This is a genomic window from Magnetococcales bacterium (assembly GCA_015232395.1).
GTDB lineage: Bacteria > Pseudomonadota > Magnetococcia > Magnetococcales > JADFZT01 > JADFZT01.
Map to the genome: position 1 here is coordinate 16,402 of JADFZT010000030.1, position 24,157 is coordinate 40,558.

Below are 24,157 nucleotides of genomic sequence, written 5' to 3' on the forward strand. Positions count from 1 at the left end.
CTGATCAAACATGGATAACAGCCTCCCCAAAATCCTCATCATCGACGACAAGCCGGCCAACCTCACGGCCATGAAAAGCATGCTGGCCAAAGTCGACGCCCAACTTTTCACAGCCGAATCAGGCAATGAGACCCTGGCTCTCTGCCTGAAAAACGACTTTGCCCTGCTGCTTTTGGATGTCCAGATGCCGGACATGGATGGCTATCAGGTGGCGGAATTTCTCCGGGACGAGCCCCAAACCCGGCACATGCCGATTATTTTCGTCACCGCCTATTATGCGGAAGAAAAAAACAAGCTTAAGGCCTACTGCTCCGGGGGGGTGGATTTTATTCTGAAACCCATCGATACCCGGATTTTGCTCTCCAAGGTGGAAATTTTTCTCAATCTTTACAATCAAAAACACCAACTCCAACGGCAGGCCACCCTTCTGGAAGAACAAAACGCCCGTCTGGAGCGGGAGTTGATCCACCGCCAAGAGATGGATGTGAAAATCCAAAAGGCGCTCAAGGCTGCGGAATCGGGCAACCGGGCCAAAAGCCGTTTTTTGGCCGCCATGAGCCATGAAGTGCGCACCCCCCTGAATGGTGTGCTGGGCTTTGCCCAACTGCTCACCAATAGCGAACTCAACGAAAAACAGCGCCGCCATGTGGATACCATCATTCGCTCCGGCAACGATCTGCTCCTGATTATCAACGACATTCTCGATTTTTCCAAAGTGGAGTCGGGGGTGGTGGAGCTGAACAAGGTCGCTTTTGATCTGGGGCCGTTGGTTGAAGAGGTGATCAATCTGCTCACTCCCCGAGCCCGACAACAGGAGGTTGAGCTTCTCTGGCAATTTTTTCCCGATATACCCACCCGGCTGATCGGCGATCCCCAACGACTCAAGCAGGTGTTGGGCAATCTGATAGGCAACGCCATCAAGTTTACCGAGGGGGGGCTGGTGACCCTCTATATCAAGCTCAAGGAAGCGACTTCTTCCCGGGCGGTGCTGGAGTTTATGGTGGATGACAGCGGCATCGGTATTCCCAAAGAAGCGCTGGATCAACTGCTGGTGCCGTTTTATCAGGTGGATGGTTCCAGCACCCGCAGGTTTGGTGGTACGGGCTTGGGGCTTGCGATCTCCTCGGGGCTGGTGGAGCTGATGGGGGGTGGGATGGAGGTCAAATCCACCGAAGGCTTGGGCTCCTCCTTTCGTTTTTCAGCCCGCTTCGAAAAACCGACCCAACAACCCCTCCCCTCCCCGATTCGCAAACCCGCCACGCCCCCGGTCGACCAACACACCCAGCGTCCCCCGGTACCCTTTGGCGGCCTCAACCTGCTGGTGGCGGAGGATGAACCCATGGCCCAATCCCTGATCGGGGAAATTTTGGTCCGGTTGGGTTTTGCCAAGGTCGAGGCGGTTTCTAATGGCCAGGAGGTTTTGGATCGGATGGAGGCTGGGCGCTACGATCTCATCATCATGGATTGCCGGATGCCGGTGATGGATGGCTATCGGGCCACCCAGGAAATTCGCCGTCTGGAAAAGGCGCAAAATTTCACCACCCGAATCCCCATCATCGCGCTAACGGCCAACGCCATGCAGGAGGAGCAAAAGGCCTGTTTTGATGCGGGAATGGATGCTTTTGTTGCCAAGCCTTTTCGGATTGAAGAGTTAAAAGCGACCATTCAGAAGATGGTTTCGACTTCGATGGCCAAGGGTGCTATTCCCTCCCCGGAGTGATGCTTTGGGATGGTTCCAAAGCACCCCCCTCCCCCCATTATTCCCCCAAGGCCTCATCCCGGGCCTTTATCGATAATTCAGCTTTGTTCCTATAGCCCAACCCTCAATACAACAAAACCTGGACCCACTCCCCCTAACGACGGCATGCTTTACATATACCACAAAAAAACATCAAGGTAATTTCAGAAAGTCACAAAATACACTGTAAAATGACGAAAAATTTTCAATAAATTCCCTCCCAGACAAGACTCACCTTCCTCTCACATATTGACCCAACCTTGGTACTAACAAAGGAATACATTGCCCGCACTATACATACAGACCAGACTATATACCACTTTCTTCATTGACAGACAGCTGTGCACCGCACACAATACCTCTTGAAGTTGTAATGCAGTCAGTCCGCATACAAGCCTAAACTGTGAAAGCACAAACTGAAACAAGCTTTTCTTGTCTCAAGATACACCCTCATCACCTCAAGGAAATCATTAACGATGATCATCAAATCAGTGATAGTTAATGGATATAAAAGCTTAAACGTGGCAAACATTAAGTTTGAAAAATTCACCCGGATACTAGGGCCGAATAACAGCGGAAAATCAAACCTGATTTCGGCCATTGAGTTTTTTGTTTCCACAAAAACAAAACCTTCTCCACAAGACGTGTTCGTTAACCACAAACACAAAAGTCCAATCTGGGTTGAGATCGTTTTTTCTCATTTAACAGCAGACGAAAAAGACACCTTTAAAAAGTATGTGCGGAATGATGGAAGCATAAAGATAAGAAAAACAGCAACATTATCTGTTGAAGGGGCAAAAGTTTCCTATAATGGGTACATATCTGAGCCTGCAGAAAAATACCTCAAGGAATCAGAAGCTAAAAATCTAACCGACAGAGAGGAGATAAAAAAAACACCGCTACAAAATCTGGTTCCAGAAAAAGGAAAACTCACCAAGAAAAAAATCCTGGAGGCACAAGAACAGTATATACAAAACAACCATAATGACATTGAGTTTATCGAATCTATTGAGTCTGGGCCTTTTATGGGCCAAATGAATGTTGCTGGCGGATTATTGCCAGAATTAATAATCATCCCTGCAATACGTGATTTGTCAGAAGAAACAAAAATAAAAGCGACGACATCATTTGGCCGACTACTAACTAGAACCATAAAGGAAATGACTGAAAACAATAAAAAATTTCAAGATATTCGAAACCAATTGGATGGTTTGGTTAGAAGTTTGAACTCGAGAGAAGATGATGGTGAAAGTGAGGAAGAAGAGTTTGCCAATGAGTTGATTGAGTTGGAGAAGGCTCTTGCAAGTGAGCTTATCGATTGGAATGTAAAGGCTCAGATAAAAATCAACCCTCCAGAAATTGAGAAAATATTTGAACTTGCATCTGAATTGCACTTAGACGATGGTTTATCAACACCAGCTGACAGAAAAGGACATGGACTACAAAGAGCAGTGATTTTCGCTTTACTTCGAGCATGGTCAAACACTTTGCGAAATGCTAGTGAAAAACAAAAACTTAAAAAGGGTGCCAGCCAAAAAAGATCAGCTTCTGAATCTGTAATATTTGCAATGGAGGAGCCAGAAATATTCCTCCACCCACAGGCACAGAAAAGACTAGCAAAGTCACTTCAAGAAATATCTAAAACTGACGGACACCAAGTTATCATCTCAACCCACTCCCCTTCTTTTGTAAACCTTGATTTTTACAAAGAAATAATCATTGTTTCAAAAGAGTATGGGGAAGTTGAATCAAAAATCCGGCAATGCACTAAGGATTTGTTTGAGGGAGACAGCCATCAGGGAAGAAAAAACAATTTCAATATGGTTCACTGGGTAAACCCTGACCGATCAGAAATGTTTTTTGCGCGAAAGGTTGTTTTCGTTGAAGGGATAACAGAAAAAGTTGTAATACCTTTTGTGGCTGAACGAATTGGATTGTTTGACCCAAGCATTTCAATCATTGATTGTGGCTCCAAATTCAATCTCCCCATTTACACTGAAATAGCAAACTCGTTTGATTTTGAATATTTTGTTGTACATGACCAAGATCCACTACCAGAAACATGGCCAGACAATTGGAATGAGGACAAGAGGAAGTCGAAAAAAAGAACTTATGAGTTAAATGCTGAAATTGCTGACAGAGTTAATGGTCATAATGGCAATGTGATCATGTTTTCTCCAGACTTTGAAGGTAACATTGGTGTCTCCAAAAACCAGGGCGAAAAAAAAGGAAAAGCTCTTGCAGCTCTCGATTTCCTGAAAGATCTTGATCCAGAGAGCATACCTGACAACCTTTTATACCTTATTGACTATGTGAAAAAAATATATAAACCCGTGCAACCTGAGCAGAAAATGACAACTCTTCCTGGTTGAAAGCCCAGCTGACCTGAATATAATCTGAATTCCTTCTGGTGTTGAAAAAACTACCGGAACCGATCCTGTGATGTATGCCAGATAGTGAGGATTTCCACGATCTGTTCGTCCTCTTTTACGCGATACCAGATGACGAAAGGATAGCGAGGGACCACGGCCTCCCGAAACCCGGAAAACGCCCTGCTTTGTGGGGAGAGGTAGGGATGTTCGGCGATTTTATCTACGACACGTCTGATAGCTGTTATGACCTTCTTTGCAGCCTCTGGGTTTTCCTTGCGGATATATTTTGTTCCGTCATAAAGCCTGTATTCAGCTCTTTTTGTCCATCTAACCCGCATCCGAATTCCATCTATCAAAAAAAGCCTCTATTTCTTCCGGATCGGCATATTCCCCCCTATCCCCTTGCGTGGCTGATTCAGCCAACTCTTTCCCCAGAATCTGTTTTTCCAAGGCCGTTTGAGCCGCCTTTACGATGAAATCATTGGCATCCGGCTGCTCTCTGACCCTTTTGCCCAACTCATCCGGAAAGTGGATAACCATATCCATGGTTGCTCTCCCCTCGGTTACTGGTCTGAAAAAAGGTTGATACACCTACCAGAAGATAGTCCTTATTCTGGTCGCAAGAAAGACAAATCATTTCGCCCATCCTCCCCCACAAGCTCTCGCTGGGCTCCTACTCATGGGGCTCAGGCTGGAGTGCGTCAATCCCACTCAACCAACGACAGCCTTGGTTCAGGCTGCCATCCTCTTCCGGCTCATAAAACGGGGTGGGATGTTGAAAGAGGCATCCTATCCCTGGACAAATGGGAGAAAACCCCAAAAGATGGGGGGATCAATAAGATCAGATCGGTCGCCCACCAAGCACCACGGATCTTTCCTTGATTTTACCCGCTTCACCACCCAGATCGCACCTCGATCCATGGCAGATCATCCTGTGATTTCGTTCTACACCTCTCCACGCCCTGGGTTGCCTGGCGTGGGCCTCATCTTAACATCCAAGAGGCCCCGGGATCGTCATGTCTGAAGCTTCCCCCAAAATCCTGATCGTCGATGACAAGCCCGCCAACCTGATCGCCCTGAAAAGCCTTCTGGCGAACGTTCCAGCTGAGATCGTCACCGCCCAATCCGGCAACGAAACCCTGGCGCTCTGTCTTAAAAACGACTTTGCCCTCCTGCTTCTGGATGTCCAGATGCCCCAGATGGATGGCTATGAGGTGGCGGAGCTGCTGCGGGGGGATCGGCAAACCCGCCACATTCCCATCATCTTTGTGACTGCGGTCTATGCTGAGGAAAAAAACAAGCTCAAGGGGTATGACGCCGGGGCGGTGGATTTTATTCTGAAACCCATCGATGACCGCATTTTACTCTCCAAAGTGCGAATATTTCTGGATCTTCACCAACAAAAGCGGACTCTCTCCCATCAGGCGGATTTGCTGGAAGATAAAAACAACCAGCTGGAACAGGAGATCCGCCAACGACGCCAAGTGGAGCAAGAGTTGCGGCAGGCCAAACAGGAAGCCGAAGCGGCCAACATCGCCAAAAGCCGCTTTTTGGCCGCCATGAGCCACGAAATCCGCACCCCCCTTAATGGCGTACTCGGATTTGCCCAGCTGCTGATCTCCAGCGCCCTCGATGAAAAACAGCGCCGTCACGTGGATACCATCATCCACTCCGGTCAGGGTCTGCTCACGGTCATCAACGATATTCTCGACTTTTCCAAGGTGGAGTCCGGTGCCATCCATCTGGAAAAAATTCCCTTCGACCTGGCCCCGGTCCTGGAAAATGTCAAAACCCTCCTCACCCCCCACGCCACCGAAAAAGGGGTGGAGATGTTATGGCAGATTTTCCCCAACGTCCCCACCCGGCTCACCGGTGACCCCAACCGTCTGCGGCAAGTGCTCCTGAATCTCCTGGGCAATGCGGTCAAATTTACTGAAAAAGGAATTGTGTCGCTCTATGTAGAGCAGGTAGAGGTAACTGAATCAGAAGCGCTTTTGCGTTTTTTGGTGGATGACAGCGGCATCGGTATTCCCGATGAAGCCAGGAGCAAGCTCTTCTCCCCCTTTTATCAGGCCGACAGCTCCACCACCCGCCGGTTTGGCGGCACCGGCCTGGGGCTGGCCATCTCCTCGGGCCTCGTGGGAGTGATGGGAGGGAGCATGGAGGTGGATTCCATCGTCGGCAAAGGCAGCTCCTTTCGCTTTACCGCCCAATTCGGCCTTCCCAGCACCCAGGCACAATCCCCCCAGCCCAAAACCGGTGGCGATGTCCAGCAGCCCCATATCGATAACGTCCGCTTGCTGGTGGCCGAAGATGATCCCATGGCCCAATCACTCATCGGTGAAATATTGGAAAGAATGGGGTTTGCCCAGGTGGATCTGGTCTCCAACGGCCAGCAAGTGATCGAAAAATTGGCCAAAGCCCCCTACGATCTACTCATCATGGATTGCCGGATGCCCCTCATGGACGGCTATGAAACCACCCGTGAAATCCGCCGCCTGGAAAAAAATACCGATACTCCCCCCCTCCCCATTCTCGCCTTGACCGCCAACGCCATGGAAGAGGAACGCCAAGCCTGCTTTGCCGCTGGCATGGATGATTTCATCACCAAACCCTTCCGCATGCAGGATCTGCGGGAACGCATCCAACACCTCGTCCAAACCAGGGTCCAAAACACCCCATGCACAAAAAAAACCGGCCACAGCCGCCCCCCCCCATGACTTGATGCAACCAACCAGCAACCGAAGCCGAAATATCGAAACCGCTGTTTAACCAATAAACTCACTCAACCTTTCATATCCGGAGCCCACGATCATGTTCCCAGATACCCCCGTCATCCAATTCCAAGACCCCCTGGGAGATCTCCTGGGAGCTGGAGAGGACGCATTCCACTACACCTTCAACGATGCCGTCAAGCTCGCCGGACACGCCTGTCCCACCGTGGCTGGAGCCTTTCTGCTGGTCAAAAGAGCGGTGGAAATTCTCTATCCCGACTCCCCCCCCCAGCGGGGAGATATTGAAATCAAGGTGAGTGGTGGGGTCGCGGAAGGGGTGAACGGTCCCATGAGCCAGGTGATGACCCTCCTCACTGGCGCAGCGGCGGAAAACGGCTTTAAGGGATTGGGAGGACTCCACGCCCGGGAGGGATTGCTCAGTTTTGATTCCGGAGAGCCCCACCCCCCCACCCGCTTCACCTTCAAAAGCCGCTCCAATGGCCGCTCCACCTCCCTGGTTTATTCACCCCAGGGCTTTCCCCCAGCACCAGAGATGGGGCCTGCTCTCCAGGCCATCCTCTCCGGCAACGACGACCCGCAGGTCAGGGAACAGTTTCAAAATGCCTGGCGGGGACGGGTGCTGGCGATTCTGGCCGATGGGGGGGAAACCACGGTGGGGCAAGTCTAACGGGGAAAAAAGAGCACCTGGGTCCGGAATCGAATAAATGGTTCACAGGAACATTCCGGATCCAGTCCGCTTGTATGAAAAAGGGATTATTCTTCGATACGAAATTCCGGGGCATCCACCGAAACCACCTCCACCCCATAGATGGTGGTCAATCCCTCGCCGGGATCAAAGCCATAGAGGTGGTGCAGCTCCCGCCGTATAATCTTAGCCTGTTCAGCCGTGAGATGAATCCCCCCGGCTTGGCGGCCATCTGCTTCAAACGCCTTTTTCAACACCTTGATCTCTGCCAGTGTCATTCGTCGGTCATCCCTGTTCCGAGAGTGAATTTCTTAAAAAAAACCGTTTGCCATCATCGTCATCCCCATTCCCAAAAAAAAACTCACGCCTCCGTGGTACCATACTCCCGCAGCGCCTCGACATCCGGAATACAGATGGTCTTGTCCTCCACCTCAATCAACCCTCTCTTGCGCAGCTTGCCGAGAATTCTGGAAAAGGTCTCCGGCTGAATGGAAAGCCTGGAAGCGAGCACCCGCTTTCTGGCCCCCAATTGAAACCGGCAAGGACCGACATTCCCTTCGGGAACCTGATTGAGCAGATAGCGCACCAGACGACCCGAAGCGGTGTTGAGGCAGAGGCTGTCGATCTCCGCCACCTGATTAAAGAGCCTTCGGCTCATGTCAGCCAGCACCCGGAAGCAGGTTTCCGGAGACTCCTTGAGAATATCCAAAAACTGGCGGCTATCGAAGGAGAGCACCACACTCTCCCGGGTCGCATCCGCACACACCGGATAGAGCCGGGTTTCCATAAACATCACGGCGGTCGCAAAAAGTTCCCCCGGATCAATAATCTTGATGATTTTTTCCGCACCATTGGCTGAGAGCCGAAAAAGCTTTACCTGCCCCCGGTAGAGCAGAAAAAACCGTTCAGCCTGCTGTTGATCGTCAAACAGGTTTTCATTTTCAGCCAGCACCACCACCCGCATCCCCTGGCGCATTCTGGCAAGCTGTTCCTCGGAGAGGGCGGTAAAAAGAGCTGTCTCGCGGAAAGTCCGGTCGCTGATCTGACTTGCTTTCATCAATGGTTTCCAGCCTCCCGGGAAAAAAAATCCATCAGCCGAGCCAATCCACTACCGGGCATATCCACCGATCGGAGGCAGGATCGATGTTTGGCTTGAACCACAGGGAATCTAGCCCCATCGGCATCGAATTGGAAAGGGGTTTCCTACACGGAGCGGGCAAAATTGAGGAAAGTTCCCCCACCACCCAAATCCTCTGAGAGCCACGGGATTTCAGAAGAAGGGTGAATCAGGAAAAGCTGAAGAGAAAACAGGGCGTGAATACGGAAAAGGACGGGAAAGGATTTTTTCTTGGATCATGCCTATCTGGCACTTGGAAACCGAATCCCACAGGGGGAACGGCTCCCAAGGCCAGAAAGGATTGCCGATCAGTGAGGCCAGGCTTTAAATCGGCCTCCCTTGATCAGGAGGTGCGTTCAAAAATTTTCGCTGCTTCACCCGGCTCCAGGTTGAACTCCTGTTCAATCATCTCGTTCCAGGCATCCCGCTTGAAGGTTTTGCGGTCGGGTACCTTGCGATGGACCAGGTTGTAGTGACATTCGATGCAGGTTTTACCCTCCTGGACCTCCTTGGTGTGCAGCTCTCTGACGTGGGGACGGCTGCCGATGATCGCCTCATTGACGTGACACTTCAGACAGGTGGCCGAACCGGTTTTCTTAAACCAATCCCGGGTCTTGAAGGCCATTTCGGGGCGGTGCAGTTCAAAAACCACCTCATCGCCGTAATCACCGGTGATCTCCGCCACCAGATCCTTGTAGGCCATGATGTGATCCCAGGTGGCCGCAAAGATGCCCGGGGAGACATGGCAATCACCGCAGATGGCCCGCACCCCGGAACGGGAGTTGTAGTGAACCGAGGTGCGATATTCATCCGCTGCAAAATCCATGGAGTGGCAGGTGGTGCAAAACTCTTCGGTGGCGGTCAAATGGTCGAACTCCACCAAAAACACAATCCCAGCCATCCCCACTACGATGCCGCCAGCCAGCCAGGGCAGCATGCGTTTATATTTGGTGAAAAGCCCGACGATCCAATTCTTCATTGAGCGCCTCCCTTGGCTTCACCGGTCTCCTGTATATATTCATCCATCTGCATGTGCAGGATGGGATCATCGATGTTGTGATGATTCATCCACTCGTGGTGCTTGCTTTGGCCCACATGGGTCGCCACCAGGTCACTGCCCAGCTGGAAGCCGGCCACTTGATGCACCTCGGGGAGAAACTTGGTGTAGAAGTTACGGGCCACCTGATACATCCCTTCCCACCAGACGTGGTTGGGGCTCCCCATGGAAGCGCCGTGCCTGGCACGGGCACCTTCATCATGCCACAGCTCCCAATAGGTGTATTCGATGGGCTCGTCAAAGGGGGTCGGTGTCAGCTTACCCCGCTTGTAAAGCTCCTGCATGATGGCCAGCGCCGGCTTGCCGAACTTTTCGTTGTAGAGCACCACCACATCGTCGAAAAGCTTCATGAAGCCGTTGGCAAACGGGGTGCCGTGACATTCTACACACACCTTCATCATGGCTGCCCGACGCCGTTTGGGGCCAGCCACCACCTTGACGATACCGGTCGTGCCATCCCGTTTGGCCAGGCCGTCGCCTTTTTTCGGAGGCTCCTTGCTGACGGGCCAGTTTTGTTTGTCGCCATCCTCAAAGATGATCAGGTATTGCTTTTCGGACACCGGGGTATTGAGCTTCCAGGCGTTGCGCATACCCACATCATGGGTTCCCCGCAGGGAGGGCGTGGCAGCCATGTGGCAGGTGACGCAGGTGGGAGCGACGTTGTTGTCAACACCGGTGACCCAGCTGTCGCTTTCAAAATTCATTTCATGTTGCCGGGAGGAATAAACCATGCCGTGCTTGGAGGCGTCATAGATTTCCTTGTCCGGGGAGTCCAAACCGCTGTGGCAGCGGGAGCAGGCCTGGGGATCCCGAGCCTGGGCCTTGGAAAAAGAGTGGCGCACGTGACAGGAGGAACAAGAGCCCCGGGAACCATCGGGGTTGATGCGACCGATACCGGTATTGGGCCAGGATTCGGGCTCCAGAGAGCCATCACCCCGCACCTTCACCCGGGAGCCGTGGCACTGGGCGCAACCGGCATTGACCACCGCCGGGCCACTGACCAGATTACCCAGGGTCTTGACATATTTATCCAGACGCACCACGGCATCGGCATGGGTGGAGCCCTGCTGCTGCTTGAACTCCTTGGGATGGCAACGGGCGCAATCCTTGGGAGAGACGATCAGGGAGATGATATTCCCCTTGTGCTCAAAAGCATCGGCATCGCTCTCCTCAGCCCGGTGGCAGTCATAGCAGTTGACGTTGGCCTTGCCATGGGCTCCCCCTTTCCACTGTTCAAACAGGCCGTGGGAAGATTTTTTGTGACACTTGACGCACTGGCCTCCATCCTCATGCCCCCAATTGGAGGGGTCCAGGTCCACCTTCTCGGCATATGCCGGTTGAACCAGGGCCATACAGACCATTGTGATGGACAATACTGCAAAAATTTTCCTTAGAACGCTCATAAACATCTTCTTTCCCATGGCTCCCTCCCCGTTCAAGGGGCGCTCGTTTGCAAAAGGGGGTCATCAGTGCCATCTGTATTTTAAGAGAGGCCCTAGGCCCCCTCTCTCAAAAGCCAGCCACCCTCCCCCACCACTCCGCTCTCTCTCCAACCCCACCACCCATGCCCTCGCTCCGGTCATCGGGGAGGGGGATTGTGCCACTGGTTGCGGCAAACCTGCCACCAGCTTTCTTTGAACCGTTGTCACTGTCTCAATCAGGCTGCTGCCTGGCCAAATCGAATACCCCCGTCACATGCCATCAGCCTATAATGGCCATCCGTTGGGGAAATTTGAAACGCTATGAAGGGAGGAGTCGCCTCCCCCCTTCATATTCAAACAATGCAACAGATCAGGATGCGCTAAAAGATATCATCCTGGGCTGCTTTTTTCTTGGCAACCTTCTTCGTGGCCACGTAGGGGATGCCCTTGAAGGTGTTACCCACCAGAGGCTTGCCATCCACCATCTGCACGTGACACTGGGAGCAGTTGTAGCGGCCCTGATAGAGCTTATCCAGCGCCTTGCCGGTGCGATCCTTGTAGTGGCTCTCACCCATCACCGGGGCTTCAGCCATTTCATAGGTGGAGATGTCATGGCACTCCAGGCAGGTGTTCTTGCCCTTGAGGATCACCATTTTGTCCTGGGTGTGGGGAATCTGTGGGGGGGCGGTGTTCCAGGCCCGACTCATCACCTTCTGCTTACCGGGCTTGTCTCCCAGATAAGGCTTGTCCGGAGCTACCACTTCATCGGCAAAAAGACTCTTGTCACCACGCAGTGAAACTATGCCACTGGCCGCAGCCAGGCCGCTCATGCCCAGCAGCACGAAAGCGGAAAGTAGAACCATAAACTGACGTTTCATGAAACCTCTCCTTAAGATTTTCCTCTGATATCCCGTTCAGGATCAAGGCTTAAGATTGGCGTTTCCCGAAGCGGAACACCTCTTGGGGGCAGATATCGATACAGCGCCCGCAGTTGGTGCACATCGCATCAAGAATCGTCACATCCTTACCTCGAATTGCCGGTACGATCACCTGGGGTTCGGGACAGATATAGTAGCAATCGCCGCACTCGTCACACTTTTCCTTTTCAGAACGAATCCGCAAAGGACTCCACTGACCAACCAGGCTGTAGGTGGCCCCCATGGGACAGAGATGGGAACACCAGGCCCTTTCAGCAAAAAACGCATCCAGCAGGAAAATCCCTACCAGAATGGTCCAGCCCATTCCCAGACCGAAGATGATCTCCCGGTGCATGATGGAAACGGGATTGACCGGCTCCCAGGCGATGACCCCCAGCAGAGCACTCACCAACAGCACCATACCGAGTACCCAATAGCGCAGATTGCGAGTCAGTTTGGCATAGCTTTTCAGCTTCAGCCGCCCCCGAACCCAATGTGCCCCATCGGTGACCAGGTTGACCGGGCAGGCCCAGGAACAGAAGAGCCGGCCCCCAACCAAGCCATAAAAAACCGTCACCACCAGCAAACCAATCCAGACCTCTTTTGCCAATGTCCCACTGGCGAACCACATCTGTAGAGCCAGCAGGGGATCGGTCAGGGGAACCGTATCCAGAATGAGACTCGCGGAAAGATTCCCCTTGATGATCCAGATGCCGAACCACGGTCCGAGCAGAAAAAGTGTGAGCACGAAAAATTGCGACATCCGCCGCACGAACAACCATTTGTTGGATTGCCAAAAACCTTTTGCTTGAGACTTGCCCGGAGTGGATGTGGTCATTCCCCCACCTCCGACCCCTGGTTGAGAATATCCATGGCGGAAGGACCGAAACGGGCCTTCAACTCCGCCGGGGTATCCTCTGGCTGCACCAGGCCAATGGTGCCGTGTTGATAGCTCACACCGTCAGGGAGGTTGTAGCGATGAGGCACGTCAGGCGCGACCAGACTTTTCCCGGCCTTACGCTTCTCTTCCCACCCTTTGCGGTAATGTGCACCCAGCTGCCCCTTGGCCAGCTTGATGGGCAATACCTTGATGGCCGCCTCCTCCAGAATGCAGGCGCGTTCGCACTTGCCGCATCCGGTGCAGGCGTCGGAGTGAACCACCGGTATGAACTGCGCGTGCACCCCGGAGCGAACGTTGTGCCGGTATTCCAGGGAGATCGCCTGATCAATCGCCGGGCAGACCCGATAGCACACTTCGCACCGAAGGCCCAAAAAGGCGATACAGGTTTCCTGGTCGAGCAACACCGCCAGCCCCATACGGGCTTTGTCGATGTCGGTCAATTCCGGATCCAACGCCCCCGAGGGGCAAGCTTTCACACACGGGATATCCTCACACATTTCGCAAGGAATCTCTCTGGCGTGAAAGTAGGGAGTCCCCAAACTCACCCCATCTCCCACCCGGGAGAGTTTCAGGGTGTCAAAAGGGCAATCCCTGACACACAATCCACAACGCAAACACTTGGCCTGGAAATCAGCCTCCGGCAGGGCGCCCGGAGGCCGGAGGGCTTCGGCGGGCAGATCTTTCTTTGCCCCTTCCGCCTTCCAGGCCACCAGCATCCCCACCAGGGAGACGGTGCAAGCGGTCTGCACCGTCTCCTTGATGGCTTGTCGGCGAGTCAGCTGCCGACGACCATCAGGAGGGCTTGCCTTCAGCTCCGATTTCCGACTTTCCGCCATTAGACCTTAACCAGTTTGACCGCGCACTTTTTATAGTCGGTCTCTTTGGAAATAGGACAAGTGGCATCCAGGGTGACTTTGTTGATCAGCACCCGGGCATCGAACCAAGGCACATAGATCAGACCCACTGGAGGCCGGTTGCGACCACGGGTTTCCACACGGGTGGTCACTTCACCCCGACGGGAGACCACTTTCACCTTGTCACCCCGCTTGAGACCCCGTTTTTTGGCGTCGTCGGGATGCATCTCCACCAACGCGTCCGGGAAGGCCCGATAGAGCTCGGGAACCCGTCCGGTCATGGAGCCGGAGTGCCAATGCTCAAGGACACGACCGGTGCACAGCCAGAGATCATACTCTTTGTCGGGCATCTCTGGGGGAGGCTCATAGGGAGCGGCGATGATCCAGGCCTTTTTGTCGGGCTTGCCGTAGAACTGGAAGTCGCTGCCCTTCTCCACGTGGGGATCGTAGCCTTCTTTGAAGCGCCACAAGGTCTCCTTGCCGTCGATCACCGGCCAACGCATGCCACGGGCCTTGTGATAGTCGTCGAAGGGGGCCAGCTCATGACCCTTCTTGGGACCGTCGGAAGAGAAGCGACGATACTCCTCGAAGAGACCCTTCTGGATGTAAAATCCGAAGTGTTCCATCTCGTCGTTCTGGTAGGTGTTGCCAGCGCTGTCAGTGACCTTGGTCGCCGGGAACCGATCCACCTGACCGTTGCGATAGAGCACATCATAAAGGGTCTTGCCACGATATTCCGGCATCTGCTTGATCAGATCCTCGGTCCAGACATCCTCAACCTTGAGATATTTGGAAAATTCGACGATCTGCCAGAGGTCGGATTTCGCCTCACCCGGAGCTGAGACCTGCTGACGCCAAAACTGGGTGCGCCGCTCGGCGTTGCCGTAAGCCCCTTCTTTTTCGGTCCACATGGCGGTAGGCAGCACCAGATCCGAAGCCTGGGCGGAAACCGTGGGATAGGGATCGGTGGTGATGACAAAGTTTTCCGGATCCCGGGCGCCTTTGAGCCAGGGATTCAGGTTGGCAAAATCCTGGAAAGGATTGGCGCATTGGACCCAGAGGACGTTGACCTTTTTGTCTTCCAGGGCGCGCATCATCGCCACAGCATGGGTACCGGGTTTGCCGGGGATGGTGCCGGAGGGGAGCTTCCAAACCTTTTCGGCAAACTTCCGATGGGGCTCTTTCATCACCACCAGGTCAGCCGGGAGACGATGGGCGAAGGTACCCACTTCACGGGCGGTGCCGCAGGCGGAGGGCTGACCGGTCAGGGAGAAGGGACCGTTGCCGGGCTGGGAAATCTTACCTGTGAGCAGATGGATGTTATAGACCAGGCCGTTCATCCAGGAACCCCGGGTGTGTTGATTCATACCCATGGTCCAGTAGGAGACGATCTTGAGCTTGGGATCGGCATACATCTTGGCCAGCTCTTCCAGCTTCTCTTTGGGCACCCCGGAAATTTCGGCGGTGTGCTCGAAGGTGTAGGTGGAGAGAAACTTGGCGTAAGCATCCATGTCGATGGGCTGGGAGCCAACCTGGGCCTTGCGGGGGCTGGAATTCTTGGCAGCCTTTTCCAGGGGATGGTCGGGCCGGAGGCCATAGCCGATGTCGGTGTTGGCCAAGCGCAGGTTGACGTGCTTGTTGACAAAGTCGCTGTTGACCGCACCCGACTGCACGATGTAGTTGGCAATGCAGTTGGCAATGGCCAGATCGGTCTGGGGCTTGAAGACCATTTCCAGGTCGGCCAGATCGGTCACACGGTTGGTCAAGGTGGTGAGATTGACCAGCTTCGCACCCTTGGTGAGCTTGGTGTCGGTCAGACGGGAGAAGAGAATAGGATGCATCTCCGCCATGTTGGCGCCCCACAGCACGAAGGCGTCGGCATGCTCCAGATCGTCGTAGCAACCCATGGGCTCGTCGATGCCGAAAGCCCGCATGAAACCAGCCACAGCTGAGGCCATGCAGTGACGGGCGTTGGGATCGATATTGTTGGAGCGCAGGCCTGCCTTGTGGAACTTGGCAGCGGCATACCCTTCCCAGATGGTCCATTGACCGGAGCCGAACATGGCCACCGAGGTGGGACCCTTTTTCTTGATGGCGGCTTTGTATTTTTCAGCCATCAGCTTGAAAGCGGCATCCCAGGAGATGGGGCCAAATTTCCCATCCTTGGCAAACTTGCCATCTTTCATACGCAGCATGGGCTGAACCACCCGGTCGCTGCCGTACATGATCTTCGAGAGGAAATAGCCCTTGATGCAGTTGAGACCCCGATTGACCGGTGCGTCCGGATCACCCTGGGTACCCACGACCTTGTCATTTTTTACACCTACCAGAACGCTGCAACCCGTACCGCAAAAACGGCAAGGGGCTTTGTCCCAGCGCACATCACCATGGCCGTCGGCCATGGCTGTTACCGGATTGAGTTCCACACCGGCCGCCGCTGCTGTGGCCGCCACTGCGGAGGACTTGATAAATTTCCTGCGAGTTAGATTCATGCTTTAAGTCTCCTCCCTTGCTGTTGACATCCCGAACAAATTTTTATTGATCTCCGTATAGTCACTGCCGGTCGCCAGACCGGTTTTTCCACTTTTTTAAAACGCCTCACCTTCCAGTTGATTCCGACCTCTCAGCCTCCTTGGGTCAGATCACGGCCATTTCTTCGACCGGGGAGACGCTTCAGCGCTGAGACTCCTTTTTCTTCTGCTCTTCCCGCTCGCTGGTCTCATCGTTCTCTTCCTTGACCTGCAACGCCTTGATCACATTATCGGTGAGCTTCATCTGTGCCGCCCGCTCATCGGATTCTTCCTCAAAATAGTGGTAGACCATCGCCGCTGAAATCACCCCGGAGGTGTGGTGCAGATTGCTGATGAGCCGGGCTTGGGTCCCCATCCCCGTGCTTTCGTAGGTGATGATGATTTTACCGTTGTCGAGCACCTCATGAACCTCGATGCCCTCCTGCTCACCCAGATTTTCGGCCACCTCATGCTGTCGACCGGGTTTGGCGTAAACCAGAATGCCGCTGATATTCATGATGCAAAACCTCGGGATCGATTCAGGGTGGAATGGGCAGAGGAATCCTGGCAGTTACCAGGGAGCAGTCCGGACGGTGTGACAGGGGTGTTCGATGGGGGGGGTAGGTCGGTTGGTTCGAAACAATAGATCCCAGAGCCGGATGGCATCCTGGTGGATAAAACAGGGTGGTGTCCGTGGTGCGTCAAGAGGTTCGAGCCAAGGTTCATCGTCATCCGTTCAATCCGATCCTAGGCGGCATGGGCCTTCGCCTCCGTTGCCATGGTGATGGCGTTGGTGGGGCAGGCTGCAACACAGGCCCCACATCCGCTACAGCTTGCCAGATGGACTTCCGGCAGCTCAGCCGCCCCCAGACGGGGTTTGAAGCGCAAGGAGCGGGGCTCACAACAATCTCCGCAAGCCCGGCAAAACACCCCTTTGTGGGCCAAACAGCCGCTGCCGATATTCGCCTTGATGTACCAAGGTGGGGCACTCTCCCCGGCTGGCGGCGCCAGCAACGCCCCGTCCTGGCAGATTTCCAGACATTTTTTGCAAAAAGTACACTCTCCCCGGCTGAAATCGACCTGGGGAAAACCGGCCCGATCCAGGGTGAGAATCCCCTCAGGACAGCTTTTTATACAGTCGCCACATCGGGAGCAGAGCGTCGTAAAGCGGGAATCGGAAACATGCCACGGCGGGCGGGTGGGAGGCGTTCCCCGAAAAAGGAGGTTTCTTCTGGAGATGGCCTGCGGCATTGTTGTCCGGTTGGCAGGGGGTGGAGTCATTCATTTTGGATGGCTGGTAACAGCCGATCCGTCCTTTACCTAAAATGGTACGTGCATCCGGCGCGGCTCTCCATGATTCACCATGGCAACCCTGAGCCCGATGATGGTTCGGTACGACCTGTCTCAGCCGATCCGAATCCCTCCCCTCCCCCTTTGTGTCCGGTAATGATCCCAGCCTGAAAAAAACCAAGCTTGGGTGGCTCCCAGCTGCTTTTGACGGCAACCTGGAACATTCACCGCTACCTCTACCTGACATTTTGCGAGACTAACGGAAAAAAGGCACGGGTTCTATATCAGAAAATGTAAATTTTTTGTAACTGCACGTAAACAAAAGAAAAAAACGTTTGTATTCACTGATATTTATCAATCTTAGGCTGGGATGATGCACCCAAAAAACATTTTCAAAATTGATCGGCGTTAATTTTTTGCCGTTATCCATTTTTTCTGTCCGCAAAGCGCTGGCGCTTGTAAAGATGGCTGGTCATCTCTCGAAAAACAACCCGTCTGCGCACTGGCAATGATATTAATTCTCAATACGCTCCGATTTCTTTTCAATCAGCACAATTTCGAAAAGTCCCCCTGAAAAACAGTGATGCCGAAAGAAGGCAGCTCCCCAAAAAAAAGCGACTGCCAAATCTGTTTTTGATTGGTGCTACATTCCAGACAGGAAAAAAGATCGGCACTCAAGGAAGGAAGGGAGAGACAGGGAAGGGAAAAGCTGGGCGGGAGAGAGACCATCAGGAGAGGACTCTTGACGGTAATGATGTGCTTCCATCGCACCTCCCTCTCACAGGAAGGTGCTGCTCTTTTCAGCCAAATTCCCGATAGAGCAGACGAAACGATAAAACCGACGGAACCCAATCGCTTCGTCAGCCAACGCATTGGCTTGGGACCATGCCCACAGCAAGCATAGCCCCCCAAACCATAAAATGGTTCCGTCAGCCGAAACCCGGGTCCAAACCCAGGCTGGTTTCACCACAAAAACCGGATGCCTGGAAACATTACAACTGTTGCAAAAAGAGAATGATCTGCCAAATTTGCCGGGTGGTGAGTCTCTCCTTATAGGCTGGCATATCCGATCCCAAAGGTATCCCACCCTCGGCAATGCTCCAAAACAGATACCCCCCTTCATCCCCGATCCCACGACCGATGAACGCCAGGCGGGCTGGGGGTGGGGAGAGTGTGGCGGAGTGATAGCCGAAACCAAAGCCGTCCGCGCCATGGCATTCAGCACAAAACTGCCGATAGAGATCCCCTCCAGCCACGATATGGCCACGGGTGGCTGGGTACGGATTGGTAACAAACAGATAATCAGCCGGTTGCCCTTCGGCATAATAGTCCCGTCGATAGCTGTACCAGTCCCGCTCCTCCTGGGCAGAAGGGGCCGCCAAGACCAACGGCTCCCAACCCCCGGTCACAAGGCCTGCCGTGACCCAAAAAACCACCACAGCCACAACGCCCACCCCCCTTTTCAACCAGGATGGTGCCCCAGGCTCTCCCCGAACTCTTTCTGTTATTTCCTGCCGCTGATTCATAGCCCCCTCCAGGCTTTATTTTACGGACCTTTTACTTCTGTTGGACACCCTTTTTCGGTTAAAAAATCCCGGATAAACGAGACTGTCCACGCCCCATTTTCAGATATCCATCACGCCCCAAACCCCTCCTGTTCCAGGCCCGGACCAAAAGCAGACACACCCCAAAACAGCACTTCTTTCAGCAACCACCCTCTCCATTTGATATAATAATTGAATGATTACGTGCACCTCTTTCGGGAAGAGGGAGCCCCCTCAACCCGGGAAAAAGTGTAAACTATTTTTTTGACATCTCCCAATCCCTCGGTTATCTCTAGGATTTCCAGCCATACCTGGGACCGGATAGCCAGCGAACAAGAGATGCTGGACGATCAGCGCGTCCCGGGAAATCTACCATGCGTGAGCCCATGGATATTCATCAACGATTAATCAGACTGAAATCCAACCTGGAGCGTGTCAACCGGGCCTGGACCCATGACGACTATGACCAGCTGATGGGTTTTTTCGTCGATATTTTTCCCCAACTCATCGGTGGCCAGCGCTGTTCCATTTTCATCGCCGACCGGGATAGCGAAGAGGTGTGGCTGAAGTTTGGCACCAACCTCACGGAAAAACAGATCAAGGCCCCCAGAACCGGTTCCATCGTCGGCAAATCCATCAGCACCGGACGGGTCATCATCCAAAACAATCTCGACACCCAGGAGGGATATCACTCCGTCACCGACCGCAAGACCGAATTCGTCACCCGCGACCTGATCTGCGTGCCCATCAAAAGCCTCTTCGATGACACCTATATCGGTGCGGTGGAGGTTCTCAACAAGATTTCCGGTGAATCATTTTCCCAGACCGACGCCAAACTCCTGCAAAGAGCGGTCAAATATCTCTCCCTGGCCATCGAAAGCAACTCCGTCTCCGAAAGAATTTCCACCATTTCCCAGCAGGTGGAAGAGGATATCGAAAAATCCGGGGAGGATCTTTTCGGCTCCAACCGGGTAATCGCGGAGAGCGATGGCATGCGCAAGGTGATCCAAATCACCCAGCAGGTGGGTGCGCTACCGGTCAATATTTTTATCTCCGGAGAGAGCGGCACCGGCAAGGAAGTGATCGCCCGGATGGCCCATCATATGGGGGATAAGAGGGGACGCCCGTTCGTCGCTGTCAACTGCTCCTCCATCCCGGAACAGCTGATGGAGAGTGAATTTTTCGGTCACGAAAAAGGGGCTTTCACCGGCGCGATGAACAGCCGTCAGGGCCGTTTTGAAGAGGCTGAAGGAGGCACCCTGTTTTTGGACGAAATTGCCGACATGCCCGCCTCCATTCAACCTAAATTTTTACGGATTCTGCAAGAGATGGAAGGCGCCCGGCTCGGAGGCAACCGAGTCCGTAAATATAACTTTCGCCTGATCAGCGCCACCTCCCGGGATCTGCGGGGAGAGGTGGAAAAGGGTAAGTTCAGAGAAGATCTTTTCTTCCGCCTTTTCGCTGTGGATATCGACATCCCCCCCTTGCGGGAGCGGCGGGACGATATTCTACCCCTGGCGTTGATGTTCTTGCGGCGAACCAACGAAAAATTTGAAAAACGGGTGGCAGGCTTTTCCCTGGAAACCCTGCAACTCTTCGAGTCCTATTATTGGCCCGGCAACGTCCGCCAGCTGCAACACGAAGTGGAACGCCTGGTGGCGCTGACACCAAACAATGAAACCATCTCCCCGGAAAGCTGCTCCCAAAAGCTCCTGCCCAGCATGAGCAAAACCAACGAACCCACCTTCGACACCCTCTCCCTGCCGACCCAACGGAAAAACCTGGAAATCCAGCTCATCAAAAAAGCCCTGAAACGGGCTCGGGGCAATAAAATCAAAGCGGCCCAGATGCTGGAAATCACCCGGCAATCCCTGCACAACAAAATCCGCCAATACCAGCTGGAAATGGCCTGATTACCCTACCCCGGGTTGAATCTCACTTCAACCCGGGAAATGGCGGAAGCCACCCTCCTCTCACCCTGTTTTCTGGACAAACCTTTCCCACATAATGCCCCCAGAACCCACTTCCATGCCCTATCCGCTCAAACCAAGCCGTTATTTTTACCCTTATTAAACAATAGATTCAGCTTGACACCCCGCTCACCAAGCCACTATTTATTTTCCGAATACACCCCATGAGTTTGATATTGACAAAAACGGTACAAGACGTTACATTAGAAAAACACATTGTAACGTTAAGTTAATTTTTCTCCATCCTGGTGGAATATTTTTTACTAGAGATGGCCATGGAATCCATACGCTGCCAAGGGGCAACCAATGGAAAACCGCATCATTTCTCAATCTCAATCTCGATTCCAACCGCACACGCCATTCATCGCCCCCCAAGCGACCTCAGAGCGGCGCTGTGGCCAGGAACGTCGGAAAGACTCCTTCGTCTTTCGGGATGAGGAAACCGAGCGCCGGGGATTTTTTCAGCGGCGTCAGCACAGTCGGCACGCCTAAAAGCTTCACGCTGAACCCTGCCTCATCCATATAATGTATCGACCATCCCCCGAGAGTCTGAAACGAGGGCCGCTCATGTTTTTTTTGTGGCCTCTCATTCCCTCACCAAGGGGGTAAAAGTCGCCGAAAGCCGTGTAACAGAACCACTATAAAAAACAGAAAATTGCGCAGGGGCAGGAACAAAAAGCCCCCACTCGATGGAAACCTCTCCTCTCTACCAACCAACCTCCCGGCAAGCACCCGAGCCACCCCCCGCATCCAGACCACACTCCTTGGCCACTCCCACACCTCGTCAAGCCACTTTTCAGGAATGCCCTCCTCCCCCACACCCGCACCGAGAATTCCCCCCAGGATGGCTGCGGTCGTATCCGTATCCCCTCCCAAAGCGATGATTTCTCGAATGCCTCGCGGATAATCCCCGGGAAAACGCAGCCAAATCTGCAACACCACCGGCACGGTATGGAGGATGTAACCACTCACCCCTTTGTCACACCCCAGGCTCTTGGCAAAATGATGGGGCGCCTCCCCCCTCCCGGCACTCTCAACCGCCCCTCTGACCGCTTCCAGAAACGTGTCGGCGCCACTCCCCCGGAGCACCCCCGTCAGTTGGGCCAGATAATCCTCTCCGGAAACACTCCCCCCGGAACGAAAGGCCATTGCCGCCGCCAGCGCCACCGCCAAGGCTCCCTGCTCTGCCAGGGGATCGGTGTGGGTCACCCGGGTGGAGCGTCGCACCAGATCCCGAAGGGTGTCGATATTTTCCCCGTAAGCGACCCCCAAAATCGGCGCCCGCATGGCCGGACCGTTGCCAGCGGAAAAAACCCCGCTTTTCACCGGTGAAAACCCCAGCCAAAGCTTGATGATCGCCTTCCCTGTGGCCATCCCCACCCCGGCTGGCAGCCCCATGAGCCAAAATCGCAGCCGCCACCCCAAACTCCGGGAAAAACGATCCCCCTCCCCCTGTGAGCGGATCAAGGCCATGGCCGTCATGCAGGCGTGTTCGGTATCGTCGGAACAAAACCCCTTGCCGAACAAAAACCGATAGCCGTCATGGTCAGGCTTAAAGCGGGTCTGCCGCCCACGGGAGATCCCCTCCCAGGGCAACCCCATGGCATCCCCCACCGCAAGCCCCAGCAGAGAACCGGTGATGGCTGCCGAAAGTCCCGCTGAATCTCCCTTGCCGCGATCCGTTTCCCCCATTTTCCCCTCCTCCATAGTCCCGATACACTCAAAGTCGTCATAAAAATGGAGAACGCCACCCCCCATTTGGGATATCCTGTTGGCAGCCTGGGGCAGATAATCCAAAAGCAGCGAACACCTGGGCAACCGCTCTTGGCAAACCAAGGGCGTTCATTCCATTTCAGGGATAACCGACTTCAGGGATAACCATCATGCCCATCACCCCCCTTCATTTTGGACCGGGACTGGCTCTCAAGGGGATCGCTCCCAGAGGGGTGAGTTTTTTGGCCTTCGCAGCAAGTCAGGTGATTACCGATACCGAGCCCTTCTACTGGATTTTTATCGCCAACGAATTTCCCTATCACCGTTTTTTCCACACCCTCCCCGGAGCCTGTGTGGTGGCCTTTCTGGCGATACTCACCACCTGGCCCATCCTGAAATGGCTGGGGCCCTTCTGGAACCAAAGACTACCGGAACAATTAACCCCGGCCTGGAGCGTGCCCCCGGGCTCCCCGCCCCTCCCCAACCTGGCCATGGGGGCCTTTCTCGGCAGCTTCAGCCACGTTTTTTTGGATATGATCATGCATAGCGATGTCCTCCCCTTCGCCCCCTGGTCACCCTGGAGCGGCCCCTTGGGATGGCTGTCGCCGGGGGGATTGATGCTTGTGTGCCTGGTGAGCGGCATCATAGGGCTCACCCTGATCCATTTTCGCCACTCCCCTTCCCACAAGAGCCCGTCATGAGCCCCATCACCCACGGCCTCATAGGCTGGATTGTCGCCAACAGCTCCCCCAAGCTCAATCCCAAGGAACGGGGCATCATTACCCTTGCAGCCCTGGTGCCGGATCTGGATGGCCTGGGAATCATCATGCAATATATTACCCAGGATTCCGATCACCAGGCGACCTGGTATTTCGACTATCACCACACCTTCGGCCACAATCTTTTTTTCGGAATATTTTTGATGGGGGTGGCGTGGATGGTGACGGAAAAACGGGGAGTTGCCGCCCTTCTCACCGGCTTGAGCTATCATCTCCACCTGCTGGGAGATCTGGTGGGCTCCCGGGGAACCCATGTGGACGACAAGTGGCCCATCCCCTATCTCTTTCCCATCTCAGATGAATGGACCTGGAACTGGTCGGGGCAGTGGCAGCTGGTCTCCTGGCAAAATTTTACGGCCACAGCTCTCACCCTGGGGATCACCTTTCATCTCGCCTGGCGCCGGGGCTATTCTCCTCTGGAGTTGATTTCAAACAGAGCAGACCAAGCGTTCGTAACGACCCTTCGCAAGCGTTTTCCCGCTTCCGGATAGCGGCATGCAACCACAGGCCTGGATAGCCGACTCATTGGGATAGCCAACTCACCGACAGACCCT

Annotated in this window: 22 protein-coding genes; 8 read left to right on the forward strand and 14 right to left on the reverse strand. The window is 53.9% G+C overall.

Annotation, left to right across the window (positions count from 1 at the left end; all coding sequences use genetic code 11):
• The first annotated feature begins 10 nt into the window (after window positions 1-10).
• Both HQL52_10095 and HQL52_10100 read left to right on the forward strand, forming a co-directional pair.
• On the forward strand, window positions 11-1,720 hold the full coding sequence (locus HQL52_10095; GenBank protein ID MBF0369796.1) for a response regulator: 1,710 nt from the start codon (window positions 11-13) through the stop codon (window positions 1,718-1,720).
• Window positions 1,721-2,214: 494 nt separating this feature from the next.
• Complete coding sequence (locus tag HQL52_10100) at window positions 2,215-4,110, forward strand: ATP-dependent endonuclease (protein MBF0369797.1); 1,896 nt, start codon at window positions 2,215-2,217, stop codon at window positions 4,108-4,110.
• A gap of 50 nt (window positions 4,111-4,160) precedes the next feature.
• Here HQL52_10100 and HQL52_10105 read toward each other — a convergent pair whose 3' ends face one another.
• Both HQL52_10105 and HQL52_10110 read right to left on the reverse strand, forming a co-directional pair.
• Window positions 4,161-4,448 carry a type II toxin-antitoxin system RelE/ParE family toxin gene (locus tag HQL52_10105; GenBank protein ID MBF0369798.1) on the reverse strand — a complete coding sequence of 96 codons (288 nt, stop codon included), beginning with the start codon at window positions 4,446-4,448 and terminating at the stop codon, window positions 4,161-4,163.
• Window positions 4,438-4,656, reverse strand: a complete 219-nt coding sequence (locus HQL52_10110; GenBank protein ID MBF0369799.1) for a hypothetical protein — start codon at window positions 4,654-4,656, stop codon at window positions 4,438-4,440. Before HQL52_10110 ends, HQL52_10105 begins: the two co-directional genes overlap by 11 nt.
• Before the next feature lie 470 nt (window positions 4,657-5,126).
• Here HQL52_10110 and HQL52_10115 point away from each other — a divergent pair, with 470 nt between their 5' ends.
• Together HQL52_10115 and HQL52_10120 are read left to right on the forward strand one after the other, a co-directional pair.
• A complete protein-coding gene (locus HQL52_10115) occupies window positions 5,127-6,830 on the forward strand; it encodes a response regulator (GenBank protein ID MBF0369800.1) in 1,704 nt (567 codons plus the stop codon).
• A gap of 94 nt (window positions 6,831-6,924) precedes the next feature.
• Window positions 6,925-7,512 carry a hypothetical protein gene (locus HQL52_10120; protein ID MBF0369801.1) on the forward strand — a complete coding sequence of 196 codons (588 nt, stop codon included), beginning with the start codon at window positions 6,925-6,927 and terminating at the stop codon, window positions 7,510-7,512.
• Window positions 7,513-7,598: 86 nt separating this feature from the next.
• Here HQL52_10120 and HQL52_10125 read toward each other — a convergent pair whose 3' ends face one another.
• The 11 genes from HQL52_10125 to HQL52_10175 form a co-directional block, all read right to left on the reverse strand.
• A complete protein-coding gene (locus HQL52_10125; GenBank protein ID MBF0369802.1) occupies window positions 7,599-7,808 on the reverse strand; it encodes a hypothetical protein in 210 nt (69 codons plus the stop codon).
• Between the two features lie 83 nt (window positions 7,809-7,891).
• Window positions 7,892-8,587: a Crp/Fnr family transcriptional regulator gene (locus tag HQL52_10130; GenBank protein ID MBF0369803.1), complete on the reverse strand. Its 696-nt coding sequence runs from the start codon at window positions 8,585-8,587 to the stop codon at window positions 7,892-7,894.
• Window positions 8,588-8,990: 403 nt separating this feature from the next.
• Window positions 8,991-9,626: a NapC/NirT family cytochrome c gene (locus HQL52_10135; protein MBF0369804.1), complete on the reverse strand. Its 636-nt coding sequence runs from the start codon at window positions 9,624-9,626 to the stop codon at window positions 8,991-8,993.
• Complete coding sequence (locus tag HQL52_10140) at window positions 9,623-11,056, reverse strand: hypothetical protein (GenBank protein MBF0369805.1); 1,434 nt, start codon at window positions 11,054-11,056, stop codon at window positions 9,623-9,625. Before HQL52_10140 ends, HQL52_10135 begins: the two co-directional genes overlap by 4 nt.
• A 449-nt stretch (window positions 11,057-11,505) precedes the next feature.
• A complete protein-coding gene (locus HQL52_10145) occupies window positions 11,506-12,003 on the reverse strand; it encodes a nitrate reductase cytochrome c-type subunit (GenBank protein MBF0369806.1) in 498 nt (165 codons plus the stop codon).
• 49 nt (window positions 12,004-12,052) lie between these two features.
• Window positions 12,053-12,880 (reverse strand): quinol dehydrogenase ferredoxin subunit NapH, encoded by an 828-nt coding sequence (gene napH, locus HQL52_10150; protein ID MBF0369807.1) that lies wholly within the window; start codon window positions 12,878-12,880, stop codon window positions 12,053-12,055.
• Window positions 12,877-13,779 carry a ferredoxin-type protein NapG gene (gene napG, locus HQL52_10155; GenBank protein ID MBF0369808.1) on the reverse strand — a complete coding sequence of 301 codons (903 nt, stop codon included), beginning with the start codon at window positions 13,777-13,779 and terminating at the stop codon, window positions 12,877-12,879. Before napG ends, napH begins: the two co-directional genes overlap by 4 nt.
• On the reverse strand, window positions 13,779-16,289 hold the full coding sequence (napA, locus tag HQL52_10160; GenBank protein MBF0369809.1) for a nitrate reductase catalytic subunit NapA: 2,511 nt from the start codon (window positions 16,287-16,289) through the stop codon (window positions 13,779-13,781). Before napA ends, napG begins: the two co-directional genes overlap by 1 nt.
• A 181-nt stretch (window positions 16,290-16,470) precedes the next feature.
• Window positions 16,471-16,824, reverse strand: a complete 354-nt coding sequence (locus tag HQL52_10165; GenBank protein ID MBF0369810.1) for a chaperone NapD — start codon at window positions 16,822-16,824, stop codon at window positions 16,471-16,473.
• Between the two features lie 230 nt (window positions 16,825-17,054).
• Window positions 17,055-17,558, reverse strand: a complete 504-nt coding sequence (napF, locus tag HQL52_10170; protein MBF0369811.1) for a ferredoxin-type protein NapF — start codon at window positions 17,556-17,558, stop codon at window positions 17,055-17,057.
• A 1,031-nt stretch (window positions 17,559-18,589) separates the two neighbouring features.
• Entirely contained in the window at window positions 18,590-19,123 is a 534-nt protein-coding gene (locus HQL52_10175) for a cytochrome c (protein ID MBF0369812.1), read from the reverse strand.
• 392 nt (window positions 19,124-19,515) lie between these two features.
• On the opposite strand from HQL52_10175, the gene HQL52_10180 reads away from it, so the two are divergent.
• Together HQL52_10180 and HQL52_10185 are read left to right on the forward strand one after the other, a co-directional pair.
• Complete coding sequence (locus tag HQL52_10180; GenBank protein ID MBF0369813.1) at window positions 19,516-21,054, forward strand: sigma-54-dependent Fis family transcriptional regulator; 1,539 nt, start codon at window positions 19,516-19,518, stop codon at window positions 21,052-21,054.
• Between the two features lie 363 nt (window positions 21,055-21,417).
• Window positions 21,418-21,603, forward strand: a complete 186-nt coding sequence (locus HQL52_10185; GenBank protein MBF0369814.1) for a hypothetical protein — start codon at window positions 21,418-21,420, stop codon at window positions 21,601-21,603.
• 102 nt (window positions 21,604-21,705) lie between these two features.
• On the opposite strand, the gene HQL52_10190 is transcribed toward HQL52_10185, so the two are convergent.
• On the reverse strand, window positions 21,706-22,803 hold the full coding sequence (locus HQL52_10190; GenBank protein ID MBF0369815.1) for an ADP-ribosylglycohydrolase family protein: 1,098 nt from the start codon (window positions 22,801-22,803) through the stop codon (window positions 21,706-21,708).
• 191 nt (window positions 22,804-22,994) lie between these two features.
• Here HQL52_10190 and HQL52_10195 point away from each other — a divergent pair, with 191 nt between their 5' ends.
• Both HQL52_10195 and HQL52_10200 read left to right on the forward strand, forming a co-directional pair.
• On the forward strand, window positions 22,995-23,525 hold the full coding sequence (locus tag HQL52_10195) for a hypothetical protein (GenBank protein MBF0369816.1): 531 nt from the start codon (window positions 22,995-22,997) through the stop codon (window positions 23,523-23,525).
• Complete coding sequence (locus HQL52_10200) at window positions 23,522-24,094, forward strand: metal-dependent hydrolase (protein ID MBF0369817.1); 573 nt, start codon at window positions 23,522-23,524, stop codon at window positions 24,092-24,094. Before HQL52_10195 ends, HQL52_10200 begins: the two co-directional genes overlap by 4 nt.
• The last annotated feature ends 63 nt before the right edge of the window (window positions 24,095-24,157 follow it).

What these genes read in the sequence shown, in the direction of transcription:
- HQL52_10095 (MBF0369796.1), top strand. Translation starts at nt 11, where the DNA reads ATGGATAACAGCCTCCCCAAAATCCTCATCATCGACGACAAGCCGGCC.
- HQL52_10100 (MBF0369797.1), top strand. Translation starts at nt 2,215, where the DNA reads ATGATCATCAAATCAGTGATAGTTAATGGATATAAAAGCTTAAACGTG.
- HQL52_10105 (MBF0369798.1), bottom strand. Translation starts at nt 4,448, where the DNA reads ATGCGGGTTAGATGGACAAAAAGAGCTGAATACAGGCTTTATGACGGA.
- HQL52_10110 (MBF0369799.1), bottom strand. Translation starts at nt 4,656, where the DNA reads ATGGATATGGTTATCCACTTTCCGGATGAGTTGGGCAAAAGGGTCAGA.
- HQL52_10115 (MBF0369800.1), top strand. Translation starts at nt 5,127, where the DNA reads ATGTCTGAAGCTTCCCCCAAAATCCTGATCGTCGATGACAAGCCCGCC.
- HQL52_10120 (MBF0369801.1), top strand. Translation starts at nt 6,925, where the DNA reads ATGTTCCCAGATACCCCCGTCATCCAATTCCAAGACCCCCTGGGAGAT.
- HQL52_10125 (MBF0369802.1), bottom strand. Translation starts at nt 7,808, where the DNA reads ATGACACTGGCAGAGATCAAGGTGTTGAAAAAGGCGTTTGAAGCAGAT.
- HQL52_10130 (MBF0369803.1), bottom strand. Translation starts at nt 8,587, where the DNA reads ATGAAAGCAAGTCAGATCAGCGACCGGACTTTCCGCGAGACAGCTCTT.
- HQL52_10135 (MBF0369804.1), bottom strand. Translation starts at nt 9,626, where the DNA reads ATGAAGAATTGGATCGTCGGGCTTTTCACCAAATATAAACGCATGCTG.
- HQL52_10140 (MBF0369805.1), bottom strand. Translation starts at nt 11,056, where the DNA reads ATGGCCCTGGTTCAACCGGCATATGCCGAGAAGGTGGACCTGGACCCC.
- HQL52_10145 (MBF0369806.1), bottom strand. Translation starts at nt 12,003, where the DNA reads ATGAAACGTCAGTTTATGGTTCTACTTTCCGCTTTCGTGCTGCTGGGC.
- napH (MBF0369807.1), bottom strand. Translation starts at nt 12,880, where the DNA reads ATGACCACATCCACTCCGGGCAAGTCTCAAGCAAAAGGTTTTTGGCAA.
- napG (MBF0369808.1), bottom strand. Translation starts at nt 13,779, where the DNA reads ATGGCGGAAAGTCGGAAATCGGAGCTGAAGGCAAGCCCTCCTGATGGT.
- napA (MBF0369809.1), bottom strand. Translation starts at nt 16,289, where the DNA reads ATGAATCTAACTCGCAGGAAATTTATCAAGTCCTCCGCAGTGGCGGCC.
- HQL52_10165 (MBF0369810.1), bottom strand. Translation starts at nt 16,824, where the DNA reads ATGAATATCAGCGGCATTCTGGTTTACGCCAAACCCGGTCGACAGCAT.
- napF (MBF0369811.1), bottom strand. Translation starts at nt 17,558, where the DNA reads ATGCCGCAGGCCATCTCCAGAAGAAACCTCCTTTTTCGGGGAACGCCT.
- HQL52_10175 (MBF0369812.1), bottom strand. Translation starts at nt 19,123, where the DNA reads ATGAATCAGCGGCAGGAAATAACAGAAAGAGTTCGGGGAGAGCCTGGG.
- HQL52_10180 (MBF0369813.1), top strand. Translation starts at nt 19,516, where the DNA reads ATGCGTGAGCCCATGGATATTCATCAACGATTAATCAGACTGAAATCC.
- HQL52_10185 (MBF0369814.1), top strand. Translation starts at nt 21,418, where the DNA reads ATGGAAAACCGCATCATTTCTCAATCTCAATCTCGATTCCAACCGCAC.
- HQL52_10190 (MBF0369815.1), bottom strand. Translation starts at nt 22,803, where the DNA reads ATGGGGGAAACGGATCGCGGCAAGGGAGATTCAGCGGGACTTTCGGCA.
- HQL52_10195 (MBF0369816.1), top strand. Translation starts at nt 22,995, where the DNA reads ATGCCCATCACCCCCCTTCATTTTGGACCGGGACTGGCTCTCAAGGGG.
- HQL52_10200 (MBF0369817.1), top strand. Translation starts at nt 23,522, where the DNA reads ATGAGCCCCATCACCCACGGCCTCATAGGCTGGATTGTCGCCAACAGC.